We start from the raw sequence: 17,704 nt of genomic DNA on the forward strand, positions 1-17,704 counted from the left end.
ACAACAGAGCTTGTCCGCTTAGCATACAAAGAATACCTAGTAATTTAATCTATAATTCCATTCAATGCCACTAGTTAATGCAGAACTCGACATATTGGAAGATCCTATAAAAACATCCCCACCTCTTGGATCAGTCACATCACCTATATATCTAGGAATCAGGTGCACATCTAGATGGTTTATAGTTTGTCCAGCATAAGTTCCTACATTTATAATTCTTTAAATTGAATTGTATCGTTATCATCATTATGAGTATTATTATTAACTGGCAAAACAACACAACATATTATATAAAATAATATACCTATACCATATATTAGCGTTAAAAGTACCCAAGCTAATCTGATAACTGTAGCATCTATATCAAAATACTCTGCAATACCGCCGCAAACCCCGTCTATTTGTTTATCTGTTGTAGACTTATATAATTTTTTTTGCATATTTATTCCTCCAATTTTTAATTTTTAGAAGGTCCTATATTAACTTTTTTTATAATTTTATACTATATAAATAATTTAATTATCACTACTATCAAAAATATCACCCATACTTACCAACTTATAATGATATGTACCAATTATATCATAAATATTATATAATTTTCAAAACTATAAAAACCCCAAAAAATGATTTCTAAAGCGAATGTTTAAGAACACAGTACAATATATATAAGCCCTAATCAATGAAATTTATATTGTCCACTGATTAGGGCTTTAACTCAAATTGCTTTATTAGCAGTTGATAATTTAGAGTAAATGCTAATAAGCTCCTAAAATTGTATGTAACATACTTAATCTCCCTATAATATTATATATAAGTAACCTCTAATGGATTTCTATCAACTAATTTCTTATAGCTATACTTAGGATATCCGACCATAACGGCAGCTGTTATAATTTTGCCTTCTGGAATATTAAATAATTTAAGCATTGGTGAACCCTTAATGGATGCACAATACTCAAAAAATCCAGCCCAACAAGTTCCAAGTCCTAGTGAAGGAGCAAATAATTCTAGATAAGTCAGACAAGAAATAGAATTAGCCCTCCCGTTTGAAAAGACTTTGTCCGCAGTGGTTATAATTAAGTTTGGAGCACCTCGCAGAATTGAATCAACCCCGTCTTCCCTATAAGTACTGATTAATCCTTTTAATGCATCCTTTAGTGGAGATTTTTCTATCATTCGAATAGTAAGTTCAGCAGCTTTTTTAACTAATTGCTTATCCTCAACTACAACAAATGATATACCTTGACTATTACTTCCAGTAGGTGCTAGCCTTGCAATATCAACTAATTTTGTTAATTTTTCTCTTGATACAGACTTATCTTGATAATTTCTTATAGAACGACGTGCCCTTAGAAAATGCTCCGCCTGCTCTGCATTTAATTCAGCAAAATCTTTTGCATCAACTTGTTGTGCTAAAGGTGTTTTCTTATTATCTATAGCTTCCCTCGGGCATATAGCAACACAATGTCCACAGGCAATGCAAGTGGTATTTGCTACTTCTTCTGGTCCCTTTTCTCCCATCTTTAGAACATATGCTGGACATTCCTTAATACATTGTTCGCATTTAATACATTTTTTCTCATTTACAGTTATAAAATCCATTTTGTTCATCCCCTTTTAAAAATTTCACATTTTATTATCTAAACCCTCATTCGACCCATTCTACCATATAATCTTTGCTAAATTAGGGTAATGCTATCACATTACATATTGAAAATGATGTAACCCTATCGATAAGGGCAAAAAAAATAATGGATAGATGCTAAATGCCTATCCATCATACTTAATAGAAATTAGACTATTGACACGTCATTTATATCATTTATATTATCAATTCTAATTATCCTTATTTTACGTTGATCTTTTCTTACAAATTGATTTACCTTCATCCATTCACCATCCACATTTATAACTTCACAATCTATTGGTCCCACTAAACTTCCACTCACTGTAAGCGTACATCTTTTACCTTCAAGTTCTTTTAGTATTTCAGACATTTTGACTTCCCCCTTCATTGAATTCTTCATTTTTTTAACATCTTCTTTTAGTTTTTTAACTTTATCACTTAATCCCATATTTGAAATAGCTAAAAAGAATGCTAATATTCCTATATATTCCATAGTATTACCCTCTCCCCAATATCTAAATGCTCTCAATCACATTCTAGATGAATATATTATAGTATAAATTTGTCTATTAATCAAAATTAGCTATTAGTAAGTATTGTAAGAATTCTTGATTTTTCTAAACATTTTAGAATATTTTTAGAAATGATATAGTAATTTAATATAAGGTTATGTTAAACATCGTAGTGTGGGGGGGCAATATGAGAAAATCTTTTAACAAAAGGAATCCAGTAAGACTTTGGTTAATACTGTTAATTCTCTTAGCAGTAACAATAGTATATATGATTTTTGTTATTTCTTCGGATTTTGAAACTCCATTAACCAAAGCTAAATATATTAAAAATGGACAACAATATGAAGTCTCAATAAATGGGAATGATTTAGTCTCATATTCAAATACGTTTTTAGGAATGAAATACTTATTTGGTGGCACAACTCCCGCAATATTAGATGCTACAGGTAAATATGTAAAAGGTGGATTTGATTGTTCTGGGTTTATTCAGTATGCTTATAAACATTTTGGTATAAATTTGCCCAGAACAACTATGGACCAAATAAATAAAGGTGTTTCTATTAATATGAATAATCTTAAAAATGGGGATTTAGTCTTTTTTATGACAAATCCAGATCTTCCATCTCAAGTATCCCATGTAGGAATTTATATCGGAAACAGTAAATTTATACATTCTCCTAAAACTGGTGATGTTATAAAAACATCTGAATTAACTGGATATTATAAAGAAAAATTTGTAATAGGTAAAAGGATAATAAAATAATTGCACAAATTAAAAGAGGAAGTCAAAAATCGACTCCTTTAATTTGCATTATTAAGATCTAAATATTACACTTTCCTTATTAAACATATGTTTTGCTAGAATAATAGCAAGTATCGTATAAACTATCGACCATACTATTGTTATTCCTATATGACCATAATTATAAATTCCACTTGTAAGTTCCTTAACCACTGAGCTTACACTAAGCAATGGTATATTAAAATAAAGGAAAGGTATGTTTTTCGCATCCATAAACATAGTTCCATAAGCGGCAAATATCGGAATTATTGAAAATGGCACCAAATAAGTTTGGGCTTCCTTGAATGAACGAGCATATATACTTACCGCTAGTTCAAGAGCACCAAAAAACATTGTTGTTATTATTGCTATTACTCCAATTAAAGCTATTGCTTTGTAACTTAAGCCAACTGCTGAACTTCCATTTCCGAACATTCCATTAGGTATTTTCATTGAAATTAGAAGTCCAAGCATTGAACATACCGATACCATAAATCCCATTATTGTTATTGCAAAAAGTTTTCCTGTTAATATATAATGTCTCCCAGCTTTTGTTGTTAAAAGTGGTTCAAGTGTTCCTCTTTCCTTTTCACCTGCTCCTAGGTCTGTAGCTGCTGCAAGAGTTCCTGTTGCACTGTACAGGAGTATAAACATAGGAATCATCATACCTAATAACATTTGAGCTTGAGCATTTTCTTCCTTTTGAAAACTTGCTTCAGCAATTTTTATCGGCGTTAATATCCTTTCATCAATATTTATTTTTTTTAATCTATTCGCAACTATTTGTTTACTTAACTTATCTACTATTTCAGTTACCTTACTAAGTGCAATAGATGATTTTGTATTTGTATTATCATAAAAAATCTTTAAATCAGAAACATTACCACTTGAAACATTTGCATCAAAATCCTTTGGTATTTCTATAAAAAGCAATGCTTTTCCATCTTTTACTGCGGATTTCCCATCAACACCCGTTTTAAATTTAATAGTTTTATCTTTTTTTAATATTTTACCAAGGCTACTATTCCCATTATCGACCATCACGATATTTATATTTTTTTCAACAGAATCCTCAGCACTATTCATAGTTTTCCCCATAATAAAGCTAAGTACAGGCATTAATAAAAGAGGTATTAATAAACTTACTATTATTGTCTTTTTATCTCTAAGCATGTCCTTAAGTTCTTTAAATAATATTACACTAACTAATTTATTCATGATTACCTCCAATAAGATTAACAAAAATATCTTCCATATCTTCATTATTATATTTAGCCTTTAGTGAACTTATTGTTCCCTGTTCCACAACTTTTCCCTTATGGATTATTACAACTCTATCACAAAGCTTTTCAACCTCTACCATACTGTGACTTGAGAAAACAATAGCCTTACCTTCTGACTTACACTTAAATATAAAATCTTGAATAAGTCTTGTGGCAGAAACATCAAGTCCGGTGCTTGGCTCATCAAATAACATAACAGAAGGCTTATGGACAATACTTCTTGCAATTGCTACCTTTTGTTTCATACCTCTTGAAAATTTTCCTACCCTTTTATCTATAAATTCGCTCATTTCAAGTTCGTGTGTAAGCTCTTCAATACTTTTTTTTGCATCGACCATGCTCATCCCATTTAATTGAGCAAAATACATTATATTTTCTCTCGTTGTAAGCCTGTCATATAGGCCGACCTCTCCACCAAATAAAATCCCTATTTCTCCTCTAATACTCTCAGGCTCCTTTACTAAATCATAGCCTGAAATTTCTCCTTCCCCCTCGGTTACCTTAAGCATAGTCGCAAGCATTCTCATTATAGTTGTTTTTCCAGCTCCATTTTCTCCGATGAGACCTAATATTTCTCCTTTATTAACTTCAAAAGAAACTCCATCCACCGCTGTTAAATCTTTAAACTTTTTAGTAAGGTTTTTTACCTCTAACAATTTAATTCCCCCTTGATTCAATTATATACCTTCGTAAGTTCTGACAATTTGCAACAATTTATAAGTAAATTATACCATAGATTGCTTAAATATCTAGTTTTTTTACCCACTTTATCTACCGCTTCGTATACTTCAATGTTAATATCTTTATCTTTGTATTCATTGCCAATATACTTGATGAATCAGTACTCAGGCACAGTACATTTAATTCTGGATTTAATAAATCAATTTCATCTTATACATCTGAAAACTCAATTTTTATTTTTTGCTCAAAATCGTTTATGCCATTATCAACCCTCTTTATACTTTCTTCTCTGCCATCATGCTTCAATACCTTAACAGGAAATTTTATAAAAAACTTAGTACCAACTCCATATTTACTCTCAACTGTTATCGTCCCACCTTGTATTTCTACCAGTGATTTAACAAGAGATAATCCAATACCACTTCCTTCATAATTTCTTGTAAATGATTTATCTACCTGACGAAATCTATCGAATATTAGATTCACCTTGTCGCTCGGTATACCTATTCCTGTGTCTTCAATTGAAATAGTTATGTATTCTTCACCATCAGATATATTAACAATTATGCTTCCACCAGGATTTGTAAACTTTATAGCATTGGATAGCATGTTAAGCATTATTCTTTCAATTTTATCTAGATCGCAAGCCACTATCTTTTCCTCTATATCAGTATCAAATATGAGACTTAAGCCATTATTATTAATATACTCAGCTACAGCTACAGATAAAGTAATTTCCTCCACTATATTAACAATATTACAATTGACCATATTCAGTTCATAAAAACCTACATCTAATTTAGTTAAATCAATTAAATTGTTTATTACTTTTAGCAATCTAAAGCAATTATGTTTTTCAATATTTATATTATTAATAATCTTTTCCCTATTAATAAGATTTTCTTCATCATCAATACACATTCCAATAATTTGTATTGTACCTAATATTATATTTAAGGGAGTTCTTAGCTCATGAGAAACATTGGCAAAAAATTCAGATCTTAACTTCTCTATTTCAATAGCTTCATTCTGTAATGCTAATTCACTCCGTTTTTTATCTGTAATATCTCGCACAGTTGCTATAATTATTTCATCTTCATGAATCTTTGTAGCATAACTATTAACTTCTACCCAAAACTCTTTGCTACTTTTATTTTTAACTATAAACTCCAGTATCAAATGTTCATTACTACTTAACGATGCTATATCAACTTCAGTATTATCAGATTTTTTTGAGATAATATCGTATACATTCATGCTTATTAATTCATTTTGCGAATAACCAAACATAGTGGTGGCAGTTTCATTTACATCCATTATATTTCCATTAACATCATAAATGAATATTGAATCACTTACGGAATTAAAAATTGTACTTAGATATTTTTGGCTTTTTTCAAGTTCATTCTGAGACTTTTCATACGTAAGCTGCCTTAGACCACTTTCAGCCAGCGTCATAATAAGACCTGAATAATACTCAATTATATGCTCAACCTTCTTTTTAGAATAAATCGGTACCTTGCTTAATGCATCTAGATACTCTTTTTCATCAAAACCAAATTCCATTGCTTGTGCGGCAAAATATTCTTTATCTATTACTTCATCTTCATAAAAGAATTGGCTGAAAAAAATCGTAGCCAAATGCTCTCCTGAAATAACAATAGGTAATGCAATATTCCACATATTATTTAGACACTTATAAGATATGTATACACCATCCATAATATGATCACTAATATATTGATCACTACTTGAACATCGCATGCATGTAGCTGGATGAACTCTATGAAACTTAGTGCATATATCCTGCCATCCAGTTGCAATAATAATTGTGCCGTCTACATCAATAATTCCAATAGGAATACCTACAGTAGCGTAAATATTTTCAGCCATCTTTTTTAGTGAATCAATATTTATTAGTTCTGAAAAACTAACTTTTCTCATAAATAATTCCTCCTAAGTACATACCCTCTTATAAAAAATAATTCGCTTCACTATATCTTATTGCAAAATTTTACATTTTATTTTTAAAAACTTCATTAAAAACATTTTATCATAGTAGCTTTGCTAAATTAGGGGAATACTGTCGCATTGAATAATAAAACTGCAAAAAAATAATCATCCTAATTTAATAGGATGATTAAATAGAATTATTGGTTTTTCTAAACCTATATCAATAACCTTACTGCTGCTATAAATGTCATGATTATAATAATATATCTGAAGTTTTTTTCATTATTTTTTTAATCATAAGCATCCCTAAGAGTTCCCCTAAGGCAATTGCTGGCACCATACCAATACTAAGTAAAATTGTTTTAAAAGAAATATTATGCCAGAATAAAATTTGCAATGGTAATTTGCCCAAATTAACAAGAAAGAAGAACCAAGCCGTTGTGCCCATAAAATCCAACTATAACCCCTAGTAGTAAACCTATTATTGTCCATGGCAAAAGTTTTTTTATATTTTCCCAATTAGCATGTCTATTATAATAGAACACTGCAAAAACATCCCCTATTACTAATATAGGAAGTATAACCCCAGTAGATTCTTTCCCTCCAAATACACTAGCAATAATTGGTATAACAGGCATCAAAAACCCGCTTATTCCTGTCTTTGAAACGCCTACTAGGATAGCTGATATTATTAGCCATGACCATTGCATCATTGATAAATCAAACATATTAATGATTCTCATTGTTTTACCACTATTTTATTAGAAAAATCCAAGTTATTACATGTCATTATAAACCTACACAATAGAAAATGCAGGATTTCTCCTGCTCTATTCCTAATAAACTTCAATTAAAATTTTCTTAACTTATCGCCTGTGGTGCTGAAGCATTAACTTGACTTGAATTATTTAGGTCATTAAGGTTAGCACTAGTATTAGTTTGCATTAATTTAGATAAGTCATTATTGCTATTTGTACTTGGAAAAAGACTATCTGAACTAACATCACTTTCAACAGTACCGATACTTAAACTACTGCTTTTATCTTGAGAAGTCATAATCTGCATCATTTGTTGCATGACCACTTGTTGAAGCTGTTGAGCCTTTTGAGATTGTAATGATATACTATCTAGTCCGTTAACTATATTATCCTTACTATCAATACTAGAGGCGCTTGTCCCAGAATTATTTAAAGTCTGCTCTTGTGGATTGTTTACCATTTGCTTAAGTAAATCTTCAAAGCTAGAACTAGCATCCCCACTTGAGTCGTTACCTAAAACTCCTGTTGTTGATTGTGTACCTCTGGTGCCCATACTCTTCAATAATTGTGATATTTTATTAACCTCCAAAATTACTCCTCCTTTTTTATACAATAAAGTGTCATATTTTTCATTTTACTCTTTATGCCTTTAATTATCTACACTTTTTATAATTAAATCATCTCCTGCGGAGCTGCACAGCTTCGCAGAAGATGAATTGAAAACTACTCTGCAACTTATTGTAAAAATTGTTTAACAATGCCCTCTGCCATAACATCCGCCATCTTTAGAGCTTGGTTTTCGATTTCATCGTATTCTGTGATGCTTTTTTCGTAATTATTGGTAAGTATGTCAACTGCTTCAGATTTAGTCATTGCCAAGTGTTCATATAACATCATTTTCCAATTTTCTTGAGACCAATAAGGATTGATTCTACTAAGGAGAACTGCGATTTCATCTGCATTTGCGTACCATCTTTTCTCAGCATCCGCTACCTCTTTCTTATCACCCGCTTTGGCTGCTTTAACAAGTTGTGCGGCGATTACAAGATGACTTTTAAATAACTCACTAAATTGAGAAGCAATTTCATCCCCATAGAAAGCTTGTAATACTATCTTAAAATCTGTTGGATTTCGAAGAAGTCGCTTAGTAACAAAATCTACATCAGGTAAATCTTTTATTATGCTTGTTATGGTCATCCTCGTCCAGACAATATGTTGTTCCCAGAGTATACGCATGATATTTCTTAAATCTACTTCTGCTTCACTAATTCTTGTAGGAACAGGACTGTGCCGTTGAGCTAACATCCAAGATGTATCATATGGAAATAAATACATTGTTATCACCACTTTCTAATTTTTATATTATAGTATGGTTATTTTAACAATAAGTACCTATTATCCAATCATTAATAGCGATTATTGACATTACTATACAATCACAAAAAAACTCAATAAAAAAAATCCCATTAAAGCTCTCAAAGGAGACTTCATTAAATCATAAGTTATATTCATCTCAGGTAAAATATCATCCATAAAATTACAAATAATATATTGTCCCAGTGAAGTTTACTTCTGAATCTTCTTCATAGTCAATATACGCACCTTTAAGATCTACAACATTTTCATGTATATAGAATCCTTCTATACTTATTGTTTCTATTACATTATTTTCATTAACACATGTTGCCAATGTATCATAGTAATCTTCTTCATCATTATATATAATTGCAGTATTTAATATTCTAAATGTTGCCTCCCTTATAATTTTTCTATTTTTATTTATAATTTTCCCAAACTTAATTTCTTGTACTCCATCTTTTTTTTCTTTGTCGTTAAATAAAAAACTCATTCCTATTCCTTCCCTTCCTTTTTATTTTAATGATTGAATATCAATATTATTATAGTCAATTTTCTTATCAAAAGAAACATTTGATAATATTTGATTTAATATTATTATCCCCTTTAACTAACCACCATAGAATGTATATTTTAATTGATTTTGTAAACAATATACTATATGACCACTTTATGTAGTTGTATAAATAGTATTATTATTGAACCCGTTTGTAAAACAGCAATAAACGCACCATATTCAGCCAACTAACCAAGATTTAAATAATAACTATATAACTATAATAGATGTTCGAATGCTTATTAGCGAAAGGAAGTATATAAATGGTTGATATGTACTATAGGCTTGTAAAGTCAGGATTAAGAACAATTGAAAAGGTACCAGATCAGTTTAGAGATGCTGTAATTGCAGATTTAACAAAATCTGAATTAGACGGAAATGGCCATTCAATACCAATGCCATTTGTAAAAGAATGAACCCTTGGGGATGTTACTATCTCCTAGGGTTCATTTTTTCTATCGACATCTAAAAAATTACCCCCCTCGTGGTAGTGGAAGCATCCGTGACATATACTTCAAAGTCAAATTAACGGCTATATTCCATGGGTTGTTTGATTTCATCTACCTGACCCCTTTCAAACGCTGTTAATTCTCTATTTTACAGATACCCAAATATTGTTTTTTATGTAAAATCTCCATAGAAAGTCCTTTGCTTCTTCTGCATAATCAATGCCAATTCTCTTAGCTTCTATAATTTCAATTTTTTCTTCTTCAACTAAATCTTCTATATATAGTTTGCTTGTACATAAATCTTGTTTGTTATTTTCTTTATTTATATTCATGGCTATGCAGAGCTTAGAGGGGCCTGTTGTTAAGTTTTTTATTTGAGCTTTTGTCAATTCATTATAAGCTTTCTTAAATCTTAGCTTTGACATTTCGTCTATCCCTTCTATTGGCTGAATAGCTCTAATTAAAACCCCTTCAGGAATTCCCTCTTCTTTTGTTATCACATTGAAGCAATGATACATCCCATAAATAAAATACACGTATGCGATACCGGGCCTACCATATAGTGTTTCTAATCTAGGTGTTTTTTTTCCTCCATAAGCATGACAAGCCTTATCTATTGATCCAATGTATGCTTCTGTTTCAACTATTTTCCCTCTTAACTTTACTCCATTAACCTCATGCACAAGTATTTTCCCTAAAAGTTCCCTAGCAACCATTAAAGTTTCTCTAGCATAAAATTTTCTAGTAAGATTCATTCCAAACCCTCCTAATAAATTTATAAAATAGCTATTTTTAATACAAATTTTTAACATATCTTTAATTATATCTAAGCAAGTATCTTTAAGCAATGACGAACATAACTATTTTTTACAAAACATTGTAGGTATTAAAAAATCTAGCATTACTTATTGTTTTCTAGTAATACCATGTCACCTATAATTATTTATAATCATAGAATAGAATGTATAATGCCTATTCGTTTAATTGGAGGTTTTTACATGAGTAATAAATATAAAATTTGTGTATATGCGATCTGTAAAAATGAGGAAAAATTTGTTGATCGTTGGATGGATCATGTCAGCAACGCTGATGTTATTATAGTTGTAGATACAGGCTCTACCGATAATACAATTAAAAAACTAAAAGAAAGAGGCGCTATTGTTTATTCTATAGATGCTACTCCATTTCGATTTGATTATTCAAGAAATGAATGCTTAAAATTTATTCCAGATGATATTGATATTTGTGTATCCTCTGATCTAGATGATGTTATTGAGGATGGTTGGAGAGAGCATTTAGAAAATGCATGGACAAAAGAAACCACAAGAGGATTATATCTATATAATTGGAGCGTTAATACTGATGGTTCCCCTGCTGTACAATATACCTGGTCAAGAATTCATTCACGCCATGGATATAAATGGATATATCCGACACATGAGATTTTAGAATATATAGGCGAGGGAGAGGAAAAACAAGTTTATATTAAGGGGATGGTGTATAATCATTATCCTGATGTAACAAAAAACAGAAGCTTAAATCTTCCATTATTAAAATTAGCTATTAAAGAAAATCCTAATAATAGTAGAAATCTATATTATCTTGGAAGAGAATATATGTTTGATAGCAACTGGGATGATTGCATTTTAACCTTAAAGGAATATTTAGCACTCCCTACATCAAATTGGGAGGATGAAAGATCCTCTTCTATGAGGTTTATTGCAAAATCATACTCTGAAAAAGGAGAAATATTAAACGCTAAAAAATGGTTTCATAAAGCAATAAGTGAATCTATTTTATTAAGAGAACCCTATGTAGGCTTATCTCTATTAGCTTACGCAGAAAAAGATTGGATTAGTGTTTATTATTATGCAAATGAAGCATTAAAAATCAAAGAAAAATCATTTGAGTTCGCTAACGATGCCAATTCTTGGGACTTCACTCCTTATGATTTAGCAGCTTTAGGCTGTTATAATTTAAATATGATAGCTAAAGCCATAGAATTTTCTGAGCAAGCTATTAAGCTTTCGCCTAATGATGATAGGTTATTAAATAATCATAAAATTTATTTAGATAGTTTATAAATACATTCATTTCACTTATATAGATTGAAAATATAGATTATATTTTTAATCTATATTTTTTTTCAAATTTAATATATATGTTTAACACAAAAACAAAGTATCTGAATACCATGTATAGAAAGTAAAAACTCAAATAAAAAAGTACAAGCAATTTAATAAAAAAAAATATAAGTATTTTAAATAAATAAAACACTATTAATAAGGAAGGTGTCTATATTGAGTAACTACAAATCAGATGAATCTTATGACTATTTCATTTCTAGAAACCACGATTGTGATGACAAACACGATTGTTGTGACGAACACGATCGTTGCGACAAACACGATTGCTGTGACAAACACGATTGCTGCGAAAAACACGATTGCTGCGAAAAACACGATTGCTGCCATCCTTGCCAAGTAAAATGTATAGTTGGACCAACTGGTCCTACTGGTCCTACTGGTCCTACTGGTCCTACTGGACGAACTGGACCAACTGGGCCAACTGGCCCAACTGGTGAAACCGGTCCTACTGGACGAACTGGACCAACTGGTCCTACTGGTTCTACTGGTCCTACTGGCCCTACTGGCCCTACTGGTCCTACTGGTCATACTGGTCCTACTGGTCCTACTGGTCCTACTGGCCCTACTGGTCCTACTGGTCCTACTGGTCCTACTGGACGAACTGGACCACTGGTCCTACTGGTCCTACTGGTCCTACTGGTCCTACTGGTCCTACTGGAGCTAATGGAACTAATGGAACTAATGGAGCTACTGGTCCCACTGGTCCCACTGGTCCTACTGGCCCTACTGGCCCTACTGGTCCTACTGGCCCTACTGGTCCTACTGGTCCTACTGGTCCTACTGGCCCTACTGGAGCTAATGGAACTAATGGAACTAATGGAGCTACTGGTCCCACTGGTCCTACTGGTCCTACTGGTCCTACTGGTCCTACTGGCCCTACTGGCCCTACTGGTCCTACTGGTCCTACTGGCCCTACTGGTCCTACTGGTCCAAGTTTTAATTCGTATGCAAATGGTGTTATAAGAACAAATAAAATATCAATTCCAGTTGGAAATACTATTATTTATGATACTGTAGATATCGTAGGACCTGATTTAAGTTATAATTCAGGAACAGGTATATTTACAGTTAATACAACAGGTGTTTATGTAATCGACTGGAAGATGTCTGTTACTCCAAATCCTTTAACCACTGCTATAGAAATAGATTTACAAAAATCACCTTCAACTTTTATTGCTGGTATATCTATTACAGTAACAAATCCAACGATAACCGGCTCTAGTATAATTTACGCTGCAACAGCCGGAGATGCTTTGAGATTTACTAACAATTCAAATGGTCCTATTAGTATCGTACTTGCAGGTCTAGGGGGACCTATTGGAACTGTATCTATTTTTAGAATTGTTTAATAAGATAAAGCTTTATCTTAAACAGTAGCAGATTATAAAATAATTTCATTACCCTAACTGGCTGCCTATCGACGGCAGCCTTTTTACGTAATGAAAAATATTTTAGGAATGGCATACTTACATAAAGTTCACATATTAATTTGATACCGCTGATACAATCAGACCTTTATATATAGTCGCATGTGTAACTCCTGCTTAACCCATTTATTTGAAATACATCTTTTCATTGTAACAGTCAAATGCTAAAAATCCTGTTAACAAAGTAAGTTAACAGGATTTTCAGTCTAATATTTATTAATTTTTAATGTAAATTTTTAATGTAAATTCTAAAAGCATGCTGTTCTATAAAATTATACACACTTGTAGTTATTAGTAACAGTTACTATATATCCATATTATCAGATTTAGTCTCAGTACTGAATATTTCCTTTTTCTTCCAAACAAAGAATCCCATAAGTGCAGGCATTATTAAACTAACAAGTATCATCCAAGGTTTAGTTCCACCACCTACAATTGAATATGATATTTGGGCAACTATAGCAATAAAATAAATATATATCCCTAATTCCTTTTTCATTAAAATCAAAATAACACTTATAGCTAATATTACTGAGAATACCAACCCAATAGTTATACTTAAATTCGTGACTTCTGGAAGAACCATATTTAATACTTCACCCGCAGCTTTATTCGCAGCATTAAGCTCATCTTTCTTAGAAAAGTTTCTTATACTAAATAATCCAAACACACTAACAACTAATTGAATAATCGACATTGTTTTTATCCCTGCGCCTACTTTTGGTTTTTGAACATTTTCCATAATTCTACCTCCGATAAATATATTTTTAAAATAATATAATAATGGCTTTCACCAAGATTTAATTGTAAATCGCCTCAATTGGATCCATTTTCGATGCATTAATTGCTGGTATAATTCCAAAAATTATTCCAATAATAACAGATATTGCAGTTGCTCCTATAACGCTTTCTCCACTCATAACTGGAGGGAATGGCATAAATATACCAATTATTTTACAAAAAATAAATCCGAATAATATGCCAAGTAAACCACCAAGCCCTGTCACCATAATCGCTTCTATAAGAAATTGGAGTAATATACTTTTAGGTTTTGCTCCAATCGCCCTACGTATACCAATTTCTCGTTTCCGCTCAGTTACAGAAACATACATTATATTCATTACACCTATTCCCCCAACAAATAAGGAAATACTACTAATCAATGCTATGAAAGCAGTTAAATAACCAATAACTTGTTCAAATATCTTAGTACTTGCCTGAGGATCCTGAAGCTTATACTCACCTTTTAAATTAGGATGAGCCACTATAAGCTCCTTTTTTACGTTTTCAAAAACCTTATTTTTATCTTCACCAGCTTTAAGATAAACATCTAAGCTTGAAATAGCGGCCTCTGTATTCATATCTTCTTTTGACTCCTTTGAAATTAAACTTGTTCCCCCTGTTAGAGAGAATGCACCCTCTTTTTCTAGAACTCCTGCTACCTCGTATATAATTCCATTTACTGTTATTCCACTACCTATTGCCTTTTCTGGAGATTCGAAAAGTTTTTCTGCTGATTTATAATCCAACATAATTAACTTTTTAGAATTTTCACTTTTTTTGAAAGAACGACCATACTTAATATTTATTTCTTTATCATCATAATCTTCTAGCCCAATGTATGCTTTTTTATCAAAATACACAGCCTCGCCTGATGTATATCCGCCCATTCCTTGCATATCCTTTGATTCCTCAACCTTTTCTACTCCAGCCACTGTTTTAAGAGAATATGGGTCGGATTTGCTAAAGGGTTCAATCAAGGTTAAATCCGCATCAACGTTTTCTGGTTCAAAATTAACATTTATTTTATTTGCGCTTGTATCCGCCATAGATTCATTCATTTTTACCTTTAACCCATTACCAACTGACATAATGGATATTACAGAGCTTATACCTATGATTATTCCTATCATTGTGAGAAAAACCCTTAATTTATGTGATTTTAGACTGTATACTGAAGTTTTGATTAAATTTATTATAGACATATCTAATCCACCTTTGTTATCACTCCATCTTTTAAATGGATTACTTTGCTAGCATATTTAGTTAAATCATCATCGTGTGTTACCATTATTATTGTTTTATTTTCTTCATTAAGTTTCTTTAGTATATTCATAATTTCCTCTCTGGTTTTACTGTCTAGAGCGCCTGTTGGCTCATCAGCTAAAATCACGTAAGGATTGTTAATGAGAGCTCTTGCTATTGCAATACGCTGTTGCTGTCCTCCAGATAATTGTGAAGGTGATTGCTTCTCTTTATGAAGCAATCCTACCGTATCTAAATATTTTTCTACAAGGTGTGCTCTTTCTTTTTTGGGTACATCAGTGCCTTCTTTATAAAGCAAAGGAAGTTCAACATTCTGACCAATAGTCAATGAATCTATCAAATGAAACTGTTGAAATATAAACCCCAGATAACTATTTCTAAGTTCTGATCTTTCATTTTCACTAAGATGAGTAACGTCCTTGCCATTAAATGCATATTTTCCATTATCAAAATGGTCAAGGAAACCAAGAAGGTTTAAAAGTGTAGTTTTTCCGCTACCTGATTTCCCCATTATCATAACAAAGTCACCTTGCTCTATAGTTAAATTTATATCCTTCAATACATGTAATTTGGAATCCTTTAGTTTATAATACTTATTAATATTTGTTAACTCAATAAGATTACTCAACAGAAATACCTTCCTTCATATCTTTAGTAGTTTTTGCTATCCTGTCATTTTCTTTTAACCCGCTAAGCACAACAACTTCTGGCGTTGTAGCTTTTTCATAAGTGATTGCTTGTTTTTTTAACTTTTTATCCACAACTTTAAACACGTATTGCTTTCCAGCTTCCTCAAGTATTGCACTCTTTGGTATTTTCATCTCTTCTTCTTCTTTAAGCTCCACTGTTGCTTGTACATGAAACCCATTGACAACATCTTTTTGTGAATCCAAGGATACATTTGCATCATAATAAGATATAGCAGAAGCTCCACCTGTAGCACCTTGCGCCCCAGCCGCTGCATCTGGCGCTGCTGGACTATTTCCTACACTTTTCACCTTTCCTGTTATGGTTTTATTTATAGCGAATATAAGTATATCCACTTTTTGATTTTCCTTTACCTTTGTTTGATCCTTTTCATTAATACTTCCTTTTACATAAACTGTAGTAGACTCTATTACAATATATGGTTTCGTCATATCTTTAGAATCATTTAATATTACTTTTCCATTTATCGGCGCTTTTATATAAGTGTATTCTTTCTCTTTTGAATTTTTCAACATACCTTTTGAAGTATCAATTTGAGCTTGCACAGCATCTATTTGATCTGAGTAGCCACTAATTTGAGCCTCAGTACCTGCTGCAGCCGACGCACCCATGGCAGCGGGATCGACACCAGCCTGTTCTGCTTGTTGTTTTGCTTCTTCCTTCTGCTTTTCTAAAAGTTTTTTTGCTTCTTCTTGTTTATCAACTAATTTCTTTTTTTGATTGTTAGCATTAGTAATTTCTTGGTTTCCCTTATCTATCTCATCCGTAACCAAACTGTTCCTGTATGTAAAAAGAGCATCACCCTTATTTACTACTTGTCCATTCGTAACCGAAACCTTATTTATAGTTCCTTTTGTTTCATCTCGATATATATTTTCCGTTTTTTCAGGAACAACAACACCATTTACAAATATTTTCGCTTTAGCCGGTATTGTATATAAAGCTACTTCTTTACCTTTATTACCTGCTGAATCTTTATTGTTTTTAACTACATAGGCAATAATTCCAGATAGTATTATTACACCAATAATGCTTAAAAAAATAATATGTTTCTTTTTCATAGATTTCCCCTCCTATAAATGCACTTTAAATAAAAAAATTTGTTAAATTACTAACAACTTTTAAATTTAGTTTACTACATTTTTCTTTAATTTACAACATTTGCAGTAAAAACTTTGTTTAATGATTTTTATGTATACTTAAATATGGTTTTTATTCCTTGTTTAAACAAACTTCATTCGTATTATATTTCATGAAAAGCTATAATTCAATACAAAATGCATTAATCATCATTATTTGGACATAAACGGAAAAATGATTAACTGTATTGGTTATTTTTTTCTCTTATTAATATAATATATAGACATCTAAAGCCCAACCCTTTAAAATGGAAGGAGGAGCTACAATAAATAATTTT

General features: G+C 31.5%; 22 protein-coding genes. 5 read left to right on the top strand and 17 right to left on the bottom strand.

From position 1 onward, the window contains the following. Positions 1-209: 209 nt before the first annotated feature. The 3 genes from ACWJJ7_RS06810 to ACWJJ7_RS06820 all read right to left on the bottom strand — a co-directional run bounded on the left by ACWJJ7_RS06810 (position 210) and on the right by ACWJJ7_RS06820 (position 2,123). Positions 210-440 carry a PspC domain-containing protein gene (locus ACWJJ7_RS06810; protein WP_462964494.1) on the bottom strand — a complete coding sequence of 77 codons (231 nt, stop codon included), beginning with the start codon at positions 438-440 and terminating at the stop codon, positions 210-212. Between the two features lie 367 nt (positions 441-807). After that, a complete protein-coding gene (locus ACWJJ7_RS06815; RefSeq protein ID WP_462964495.1) occupies positions 808-1,605 on the bottom strand; it encodes a nitroreductase family protein in 798 nt (265 codons plus the stop codon). A 191-nt stretch (positions 1,606-1,796) separates the two neighbouring features. After that, positions 1,797-2,123, bottom strand: a complete 327-nt coding sequence (locus ACWJJ7_RS06820) for a hypothetical protein (RefSeq protein WP_462960567.1) — start codon at positions 2,121-2,123, stop codon at positions 1,797-1,799. A 206-nt stretch (positions 2,124-2,329) separates the two neighbouring features. On the opposite strand from ACWJJ7_RS06820, the gene ACWJJ7_RS06825 reads away from it, so the two are divergent. Then, a complete protein-coding gene (locus ACWJJ7_RS06825) occupies positions 2,330-2,905 on the top strand; it encodes a C40 family peptidase (RefSeq protein WP_462964496.1) in 576 nt (191 codons plus the stop codon). 51 nt (positions 2,906-2,956) lie between these two features. Here the strand turns inward: ACWJJ7_RS06825 and ACWJJ7_RS06830 are convergent, their stop codons facing one another. From ACWJJ7_RS06830 to ACWJJ7_RS06865, 8 genes are all read right to left on the bottom strand, one after another. Further along, the gene (locus ACWJJ7_RS06830; RefSeq protein ID WP_462964497.1) at positions 2,957-4,141 is read right to left on the bottom strand and encodes an ABC transporter permease; all 1,185 of its coding nucleotides are present in this window, start codon (positions 4,139-4,141) and stop codon (positions 2,957-2,959) included. Then, positions 4,134-4,862, bottom strand: coding sequence for an ABC transporter ATP-binding protein (locus tag ACWJJ7_RS06835; protein ID WP_462964498.1), 729 nt, complete (start codon positions 4,860-4,862; stop codon positions 4,134-4,136). The genes ACWJJ7_RS06830 and ACWJJ7_RS06835 overlap by 8 nt, the downstream gene beginning before the upstream one ends. A 235-nt stretch (positions 4,863-5,097) precedes the next feature. Then, on the bottom strand, positions 5,098-6,831 hold the full coding sequence (locus ACWJJ7_RS06840) for a PocR ligand-binding domain-containing protein (RefSeq protein WP_462964499.1): 1,734 nt from the start codon (positions 6,829-6,831) through the stop codon (positions 5,098-5,100). A gap of 262 nt (positions 6,832-7,093) precedes the next feature. Continuing rightward, on the bottom strand, positions 7,094-7,252 hold the full coding sequence (locus ACWJJ7_RS06845; RefSeq protein ID WP_462964500.1) for a hypothetical protein: 159 nt from the start codon (positions 7,250-7,252) through the stop codon (positions 7,094-7,096). 1 nt (position 7,253) lies between these two features. Next, the gene (locus ACWJJ7_RS06850; protein ID WP_462964501.1) at positions 7,254-7,583 is read right to left on the bottom strand and encodes a hypothetical protein; all 330 of its coding nucleotides are present in this window, start codon (positions 7,581-7,583) and stop codon (positions 7,254-7,256) included. 118 nt (positions 7,584-7,701) lie between these two features. After that, the gene (locus tag ACWJJ7_RS06855; protein WP_462964502.1) at positions 7,702-8,187 is read right to left on the bottom strand and encodes a hypothetical protein; all 486 of its coding nucleotides are present in this window, start codon (positions 8,185-8,187) and stop codon (positions 7,702-7,704) included. Positions 8,188-8,333: 146 nt separating this feature from the next. Continuing rightward, positions 8,334-8,795, bottom strand: a complete 462-nt coding sequence (locus ACWJJ7_RS06860; RefSeq protein WP_462964503.1) for an acetylglutamate kinase — start codon at positions 8,793-8,795, stop codon at positions 8,334-8,336. A gap of 340 nt (positions 8,796-9,135) precedes the next feature. Continuing rightward, positions 9,136-9,447 carry a hypothetical protein gene (locus tag ACWJJ7_RS06865; RefSeq protein WP_462964504.1) on the bottom strand — a complete coding sequence of 104 codons (312 nt, stop codon included), beginning with the start codon at positions 9,445-9,447 and terminating at the stop codon, positions 9,136-9,138. Positions 9,448-9,773: 326 nt separating this feature from the next. Here ACWJJ7_RS06865 and ACWJJ7_RS06870 point away from each other — a divergent pair, with 326 nt between their 5' ends. After that, positions 9,774-9,926: a CD1375 family protein gene (locus ACWJJ7_RS06870; RefSeq protein ID WP_462964505.1), complete on the top strand. Its 153-nt coding sequence runs from the start codon at positions 9,774-9,776 to the stop codon at positions 9,924-9,926. A 176-nt stretch (positions 9,927-10,102) separates the two neighbouring features. Here the strand turns inward: ACWJJ7_RS06870 and ACWJJ7_RS06875 are convergent, their stop codons facing one another. Further along, entirely contained in the window at positions 10,103-10,714 is a 612-nt protein-coding gene (locus ACWJJ7_RS06875) for a DNA-3-methyladenine glycosylase (RefSeq protein ID WP_462964506.1), read from the bottom strand. A gap of 243 nt (positions 10,715-10,957) precedes the next feature. On the opposite strand from ACWJJ7_RS06875, the gene ACWJJ7_RS06880 reads away from it, so the two are divergent. Both ACWJJ7_RS06880 and ACWJJ7_RS06885 read left to right on the top strand, forming a co-directional pair. Beyond that, the gene (locus tag ACWJJ7_RS06880) at positions 10,958-12,043 is read left to right on the top strand and encodes a tetratricopeptide repeat-containing glycosyltransferase (protein WP_462964507.1); all 1,086 of its coding nucleotides are present in this window, start codon (positions 10,958-10,960) and stop codon (positions 12,041-12,043) included. Positions 12,044-12,287: 244 nt separating this feature from the next. Continuing rightward, entirely contained in the window at positions 12,288-12,446 is a 159-nt protein-coding gene (locus ACWJJ7_RS06885) for a hypothetical protein (RefSeq protein ID WP_462964508.1), read from the top strand. A gap of 249 nt (positions 12,447-12,695) precedes the next feature. On the opposite strand, the gene ACWJJ7_RS06890 is transcribed toward ACWJJ7_RS06885, so the two are convergent. Beyond that, positions 12,696-12,941, bottom strand: coding sequence for a hypothetical protein (locus tag ACWJJ7_RS06890; protein ID WP_462964509.1), 246 nt, complete (start codon positions 12,939-12,941; stop codon positions 12,696-12,698). 268 nt (positions 12,942-13,209) lie between these two features. On the opposite strand from ACWJJ7_RS06890, the gene ACWJJ7_RS06895 reads away from it, so the two are divergent. Continuing rightward, positions 13,210-13,455 (top strand): hypothetical protein, encoded by a 246-nt coding sequence (locus ACWJJ7_RS06895; protein ID WP_462964510.1) that lies wholly within the window; start codon positions 13,210-13,212, stop codon positions 13,453-13,455. 382 nt (positions 13,456-13,837) lie between these two features. On the opposite strand, the gene ACWJJ7_RS06900 is transcribed toward ACWJJ7_RS06895, so the two are convergent. Genes ACWJJ7_RS06900 through ACWJJ7_RS06915 form a run of 4 tightly spaced genes read right to left on the bottom strand, consistent with a single transcriptional unit; the run spans position 13,838 to position 17,348 of the window. After that, positions 13,838-14,275, bottom strand: coding sequence for a hypothetical protein (locus ACWJJ7_RS06900; protein ID WP_462964511.1), 438 nt, complete (start codon positions 14,273-14,275; stop codon positions 13,838-13,840). Between the two features lie 58 nt (positions 14,276-14,333). Beyond that, on the bottom strand, positions 14,334-15,518 hold the full coding sequence (locus tag ACWJJ7_RS06905; protein WP_462964512.1) for an ABC transporter permease: 1,185 nt from the start codon (positions 15,516-15,518) through the stop codon (positions 14,334-14,336). A gap of 2 nt (positions 15,519-15,520) precedes the next feature. Continuing rightward, positions 15,521-16,210, bottom strand: a complete 690-nt coding sequence (locus ACWJJ7_RS06910) for an ABC transporter ATP-binding protein (protein WP_202881874.1) — start codon at positions 16,208-16,210, stop codon at positions 15,521-15,523. After that, the gene (locus ACWJJ7_RS06915) at positions 16,200-17,348 is read right to left on the bottom strand and encodes an efflux RND transporter periplasmic adaptor subunit (RefSeq protein ID WP_462964513.1); all 1,149 of its coding nucleotides are present in this window, start codon (positions 17,346-17,348) and stop codon (positions 16,200-16,202) included. Before ACWJJ7_RS06915 ends, ACWJJ7_RS06910 begins: the two co-directional genes overlap by 11 nt. Positions 17,349-17,704 lie beyond the last annotated feature (356 nt).

Source organism: Clostridium sp. CM042, from assembly GCF_055080995.1.

What these genes read in the sequence shown, in the direction of transcription:
- ACWJJ7_RS06895 (WP_462964510.1), top strand. Translation starts at nt 13,210, where the DNA reads ATGTCTGTTACTCCAAATCCTTTAACCACTGCTATAGAAATAGATTTA.
- ACWJJ7_RS06825 (WP_462964496.1), top strand. Translation starts at nt 2,330, where the DNA reads ATGAGAAAATCTTTTAACAAAAGGAATCCAGTAAGACTTTGGTTAATA.
- ACWJJ7_RS06860 (WP_462964503.1), bottom strand. Translation starts at nt 8,795, where the DNA reads ATGACCATAACAAGCATAATAAAAGATTTACCTGATGTAGATTTTGTT.
- ACWJJ7_RS06840 (WP_462964499.1), bottom strand. Translation starts at nt 6,831, where the DNA reads ATGAGAAAAGTTAGTTTTTCAGAACTAATAAATATTGATTCACTAAAA.
- ACWJJ7_RS06820 (WP_462960567.1), bottom strand. Translation starts at nt 2,123, where the DNA reads ATGGAATATATAGGAATATTAGCATTCTTTTTAGCTATTTCAAATATG.
- ACWJJ7_RS06810 (WP_462964494.1), bottom strand. Translation starts at nt 440, where the DNA reads ATGCAAAAAAAATTATATAAGTCTACAACAGATAAACAAATAGACGGG.
- ACWJJ7_RS06865 (WP_462964504.1), bottom strand. Translation starts at nt 9,447, where the DNA reads ATGAGTTTTTTATTTAACGACAAAGAAAAAAAAGATGGAGTACAAGAA.
- ACWJJ7_RS06905 (WP_462964512.1), bottom strand. Translation starts at nt 15,518, where the DNA reads ATGTCTATAATAAATTTAATCAAAACTTCAGTATACAGTCTAAAATCA.
- ACWJJ7_RS06880 (WP_462964507.1), top strand. Translation starts at nt 10,958, where the DNA reads ATGAGTAATAAATATAAAATTTGTGTATATGCGATCTGTAAAAATGAG.
- ACWJJ7_RS06870 (WP_462964505.1), top strand. Translation starts at nt 9,774, where the DNA reads ATGGTTGATATGTACTATAGGCTTGTAAAGTCAGGATTAAGAACAATT.
- ACWJJ7_RS06815 (WP_462964495.1), bottom strand. Translation starts at nt 1,605, where the DNA reads ATGGATTTTATAACTGTAAATGAGAAAAAATGTATTAAATGCGAACAA.
- ACWJJ7_RS06900 (WP_462964511.1), bottom strand. Translation starts at nt 14,275, where the DNA reads ATGGAAAATGTTCAAAAACCAAAAGTAGGCGCAGGGATAAAAACAATG.
- ACWJJ7_RS06875 (WP_462964506.1), bottom strand. Translation starts at nt 10,714, where the DNA reads ATGAATCTTACTAGAAAATTTTATGCTAGAGAAACTTTAATGGTTGCT.
- ACWJJ7_RS06830 (WP_462964497.1), bottom strand. Translation starts at nt 4,141, where the DNA reads ATGAATAAATTAGTTAGTGTAATATTATTTAAAGAACTTAAGGACATG.
- ACWJJ7_RS06915 (WP_462964513.1), bottom strand. Translation starts at nt 17,348, where the DNA reads ATGAAAAAGAAACATATTATTTTTTTAAGCATTATTGGTGTAATAATA.
- ACWJJ7_RS06885 (WP_462964508.1), top strand. Translation starts at nt 12,288, where the DNA reads ATGACTATTTCATTTCTAGAAACCACGATTGTGATGACAAACACGATT.
- ACWJJ7_RS06850 (WP_462964501.1), bottom strand. Translation starts at nt 7,583, where the DNA reads ATGAGAATCATTAATATGTTTGATTTATCAATGATGCAATGGTCATGG.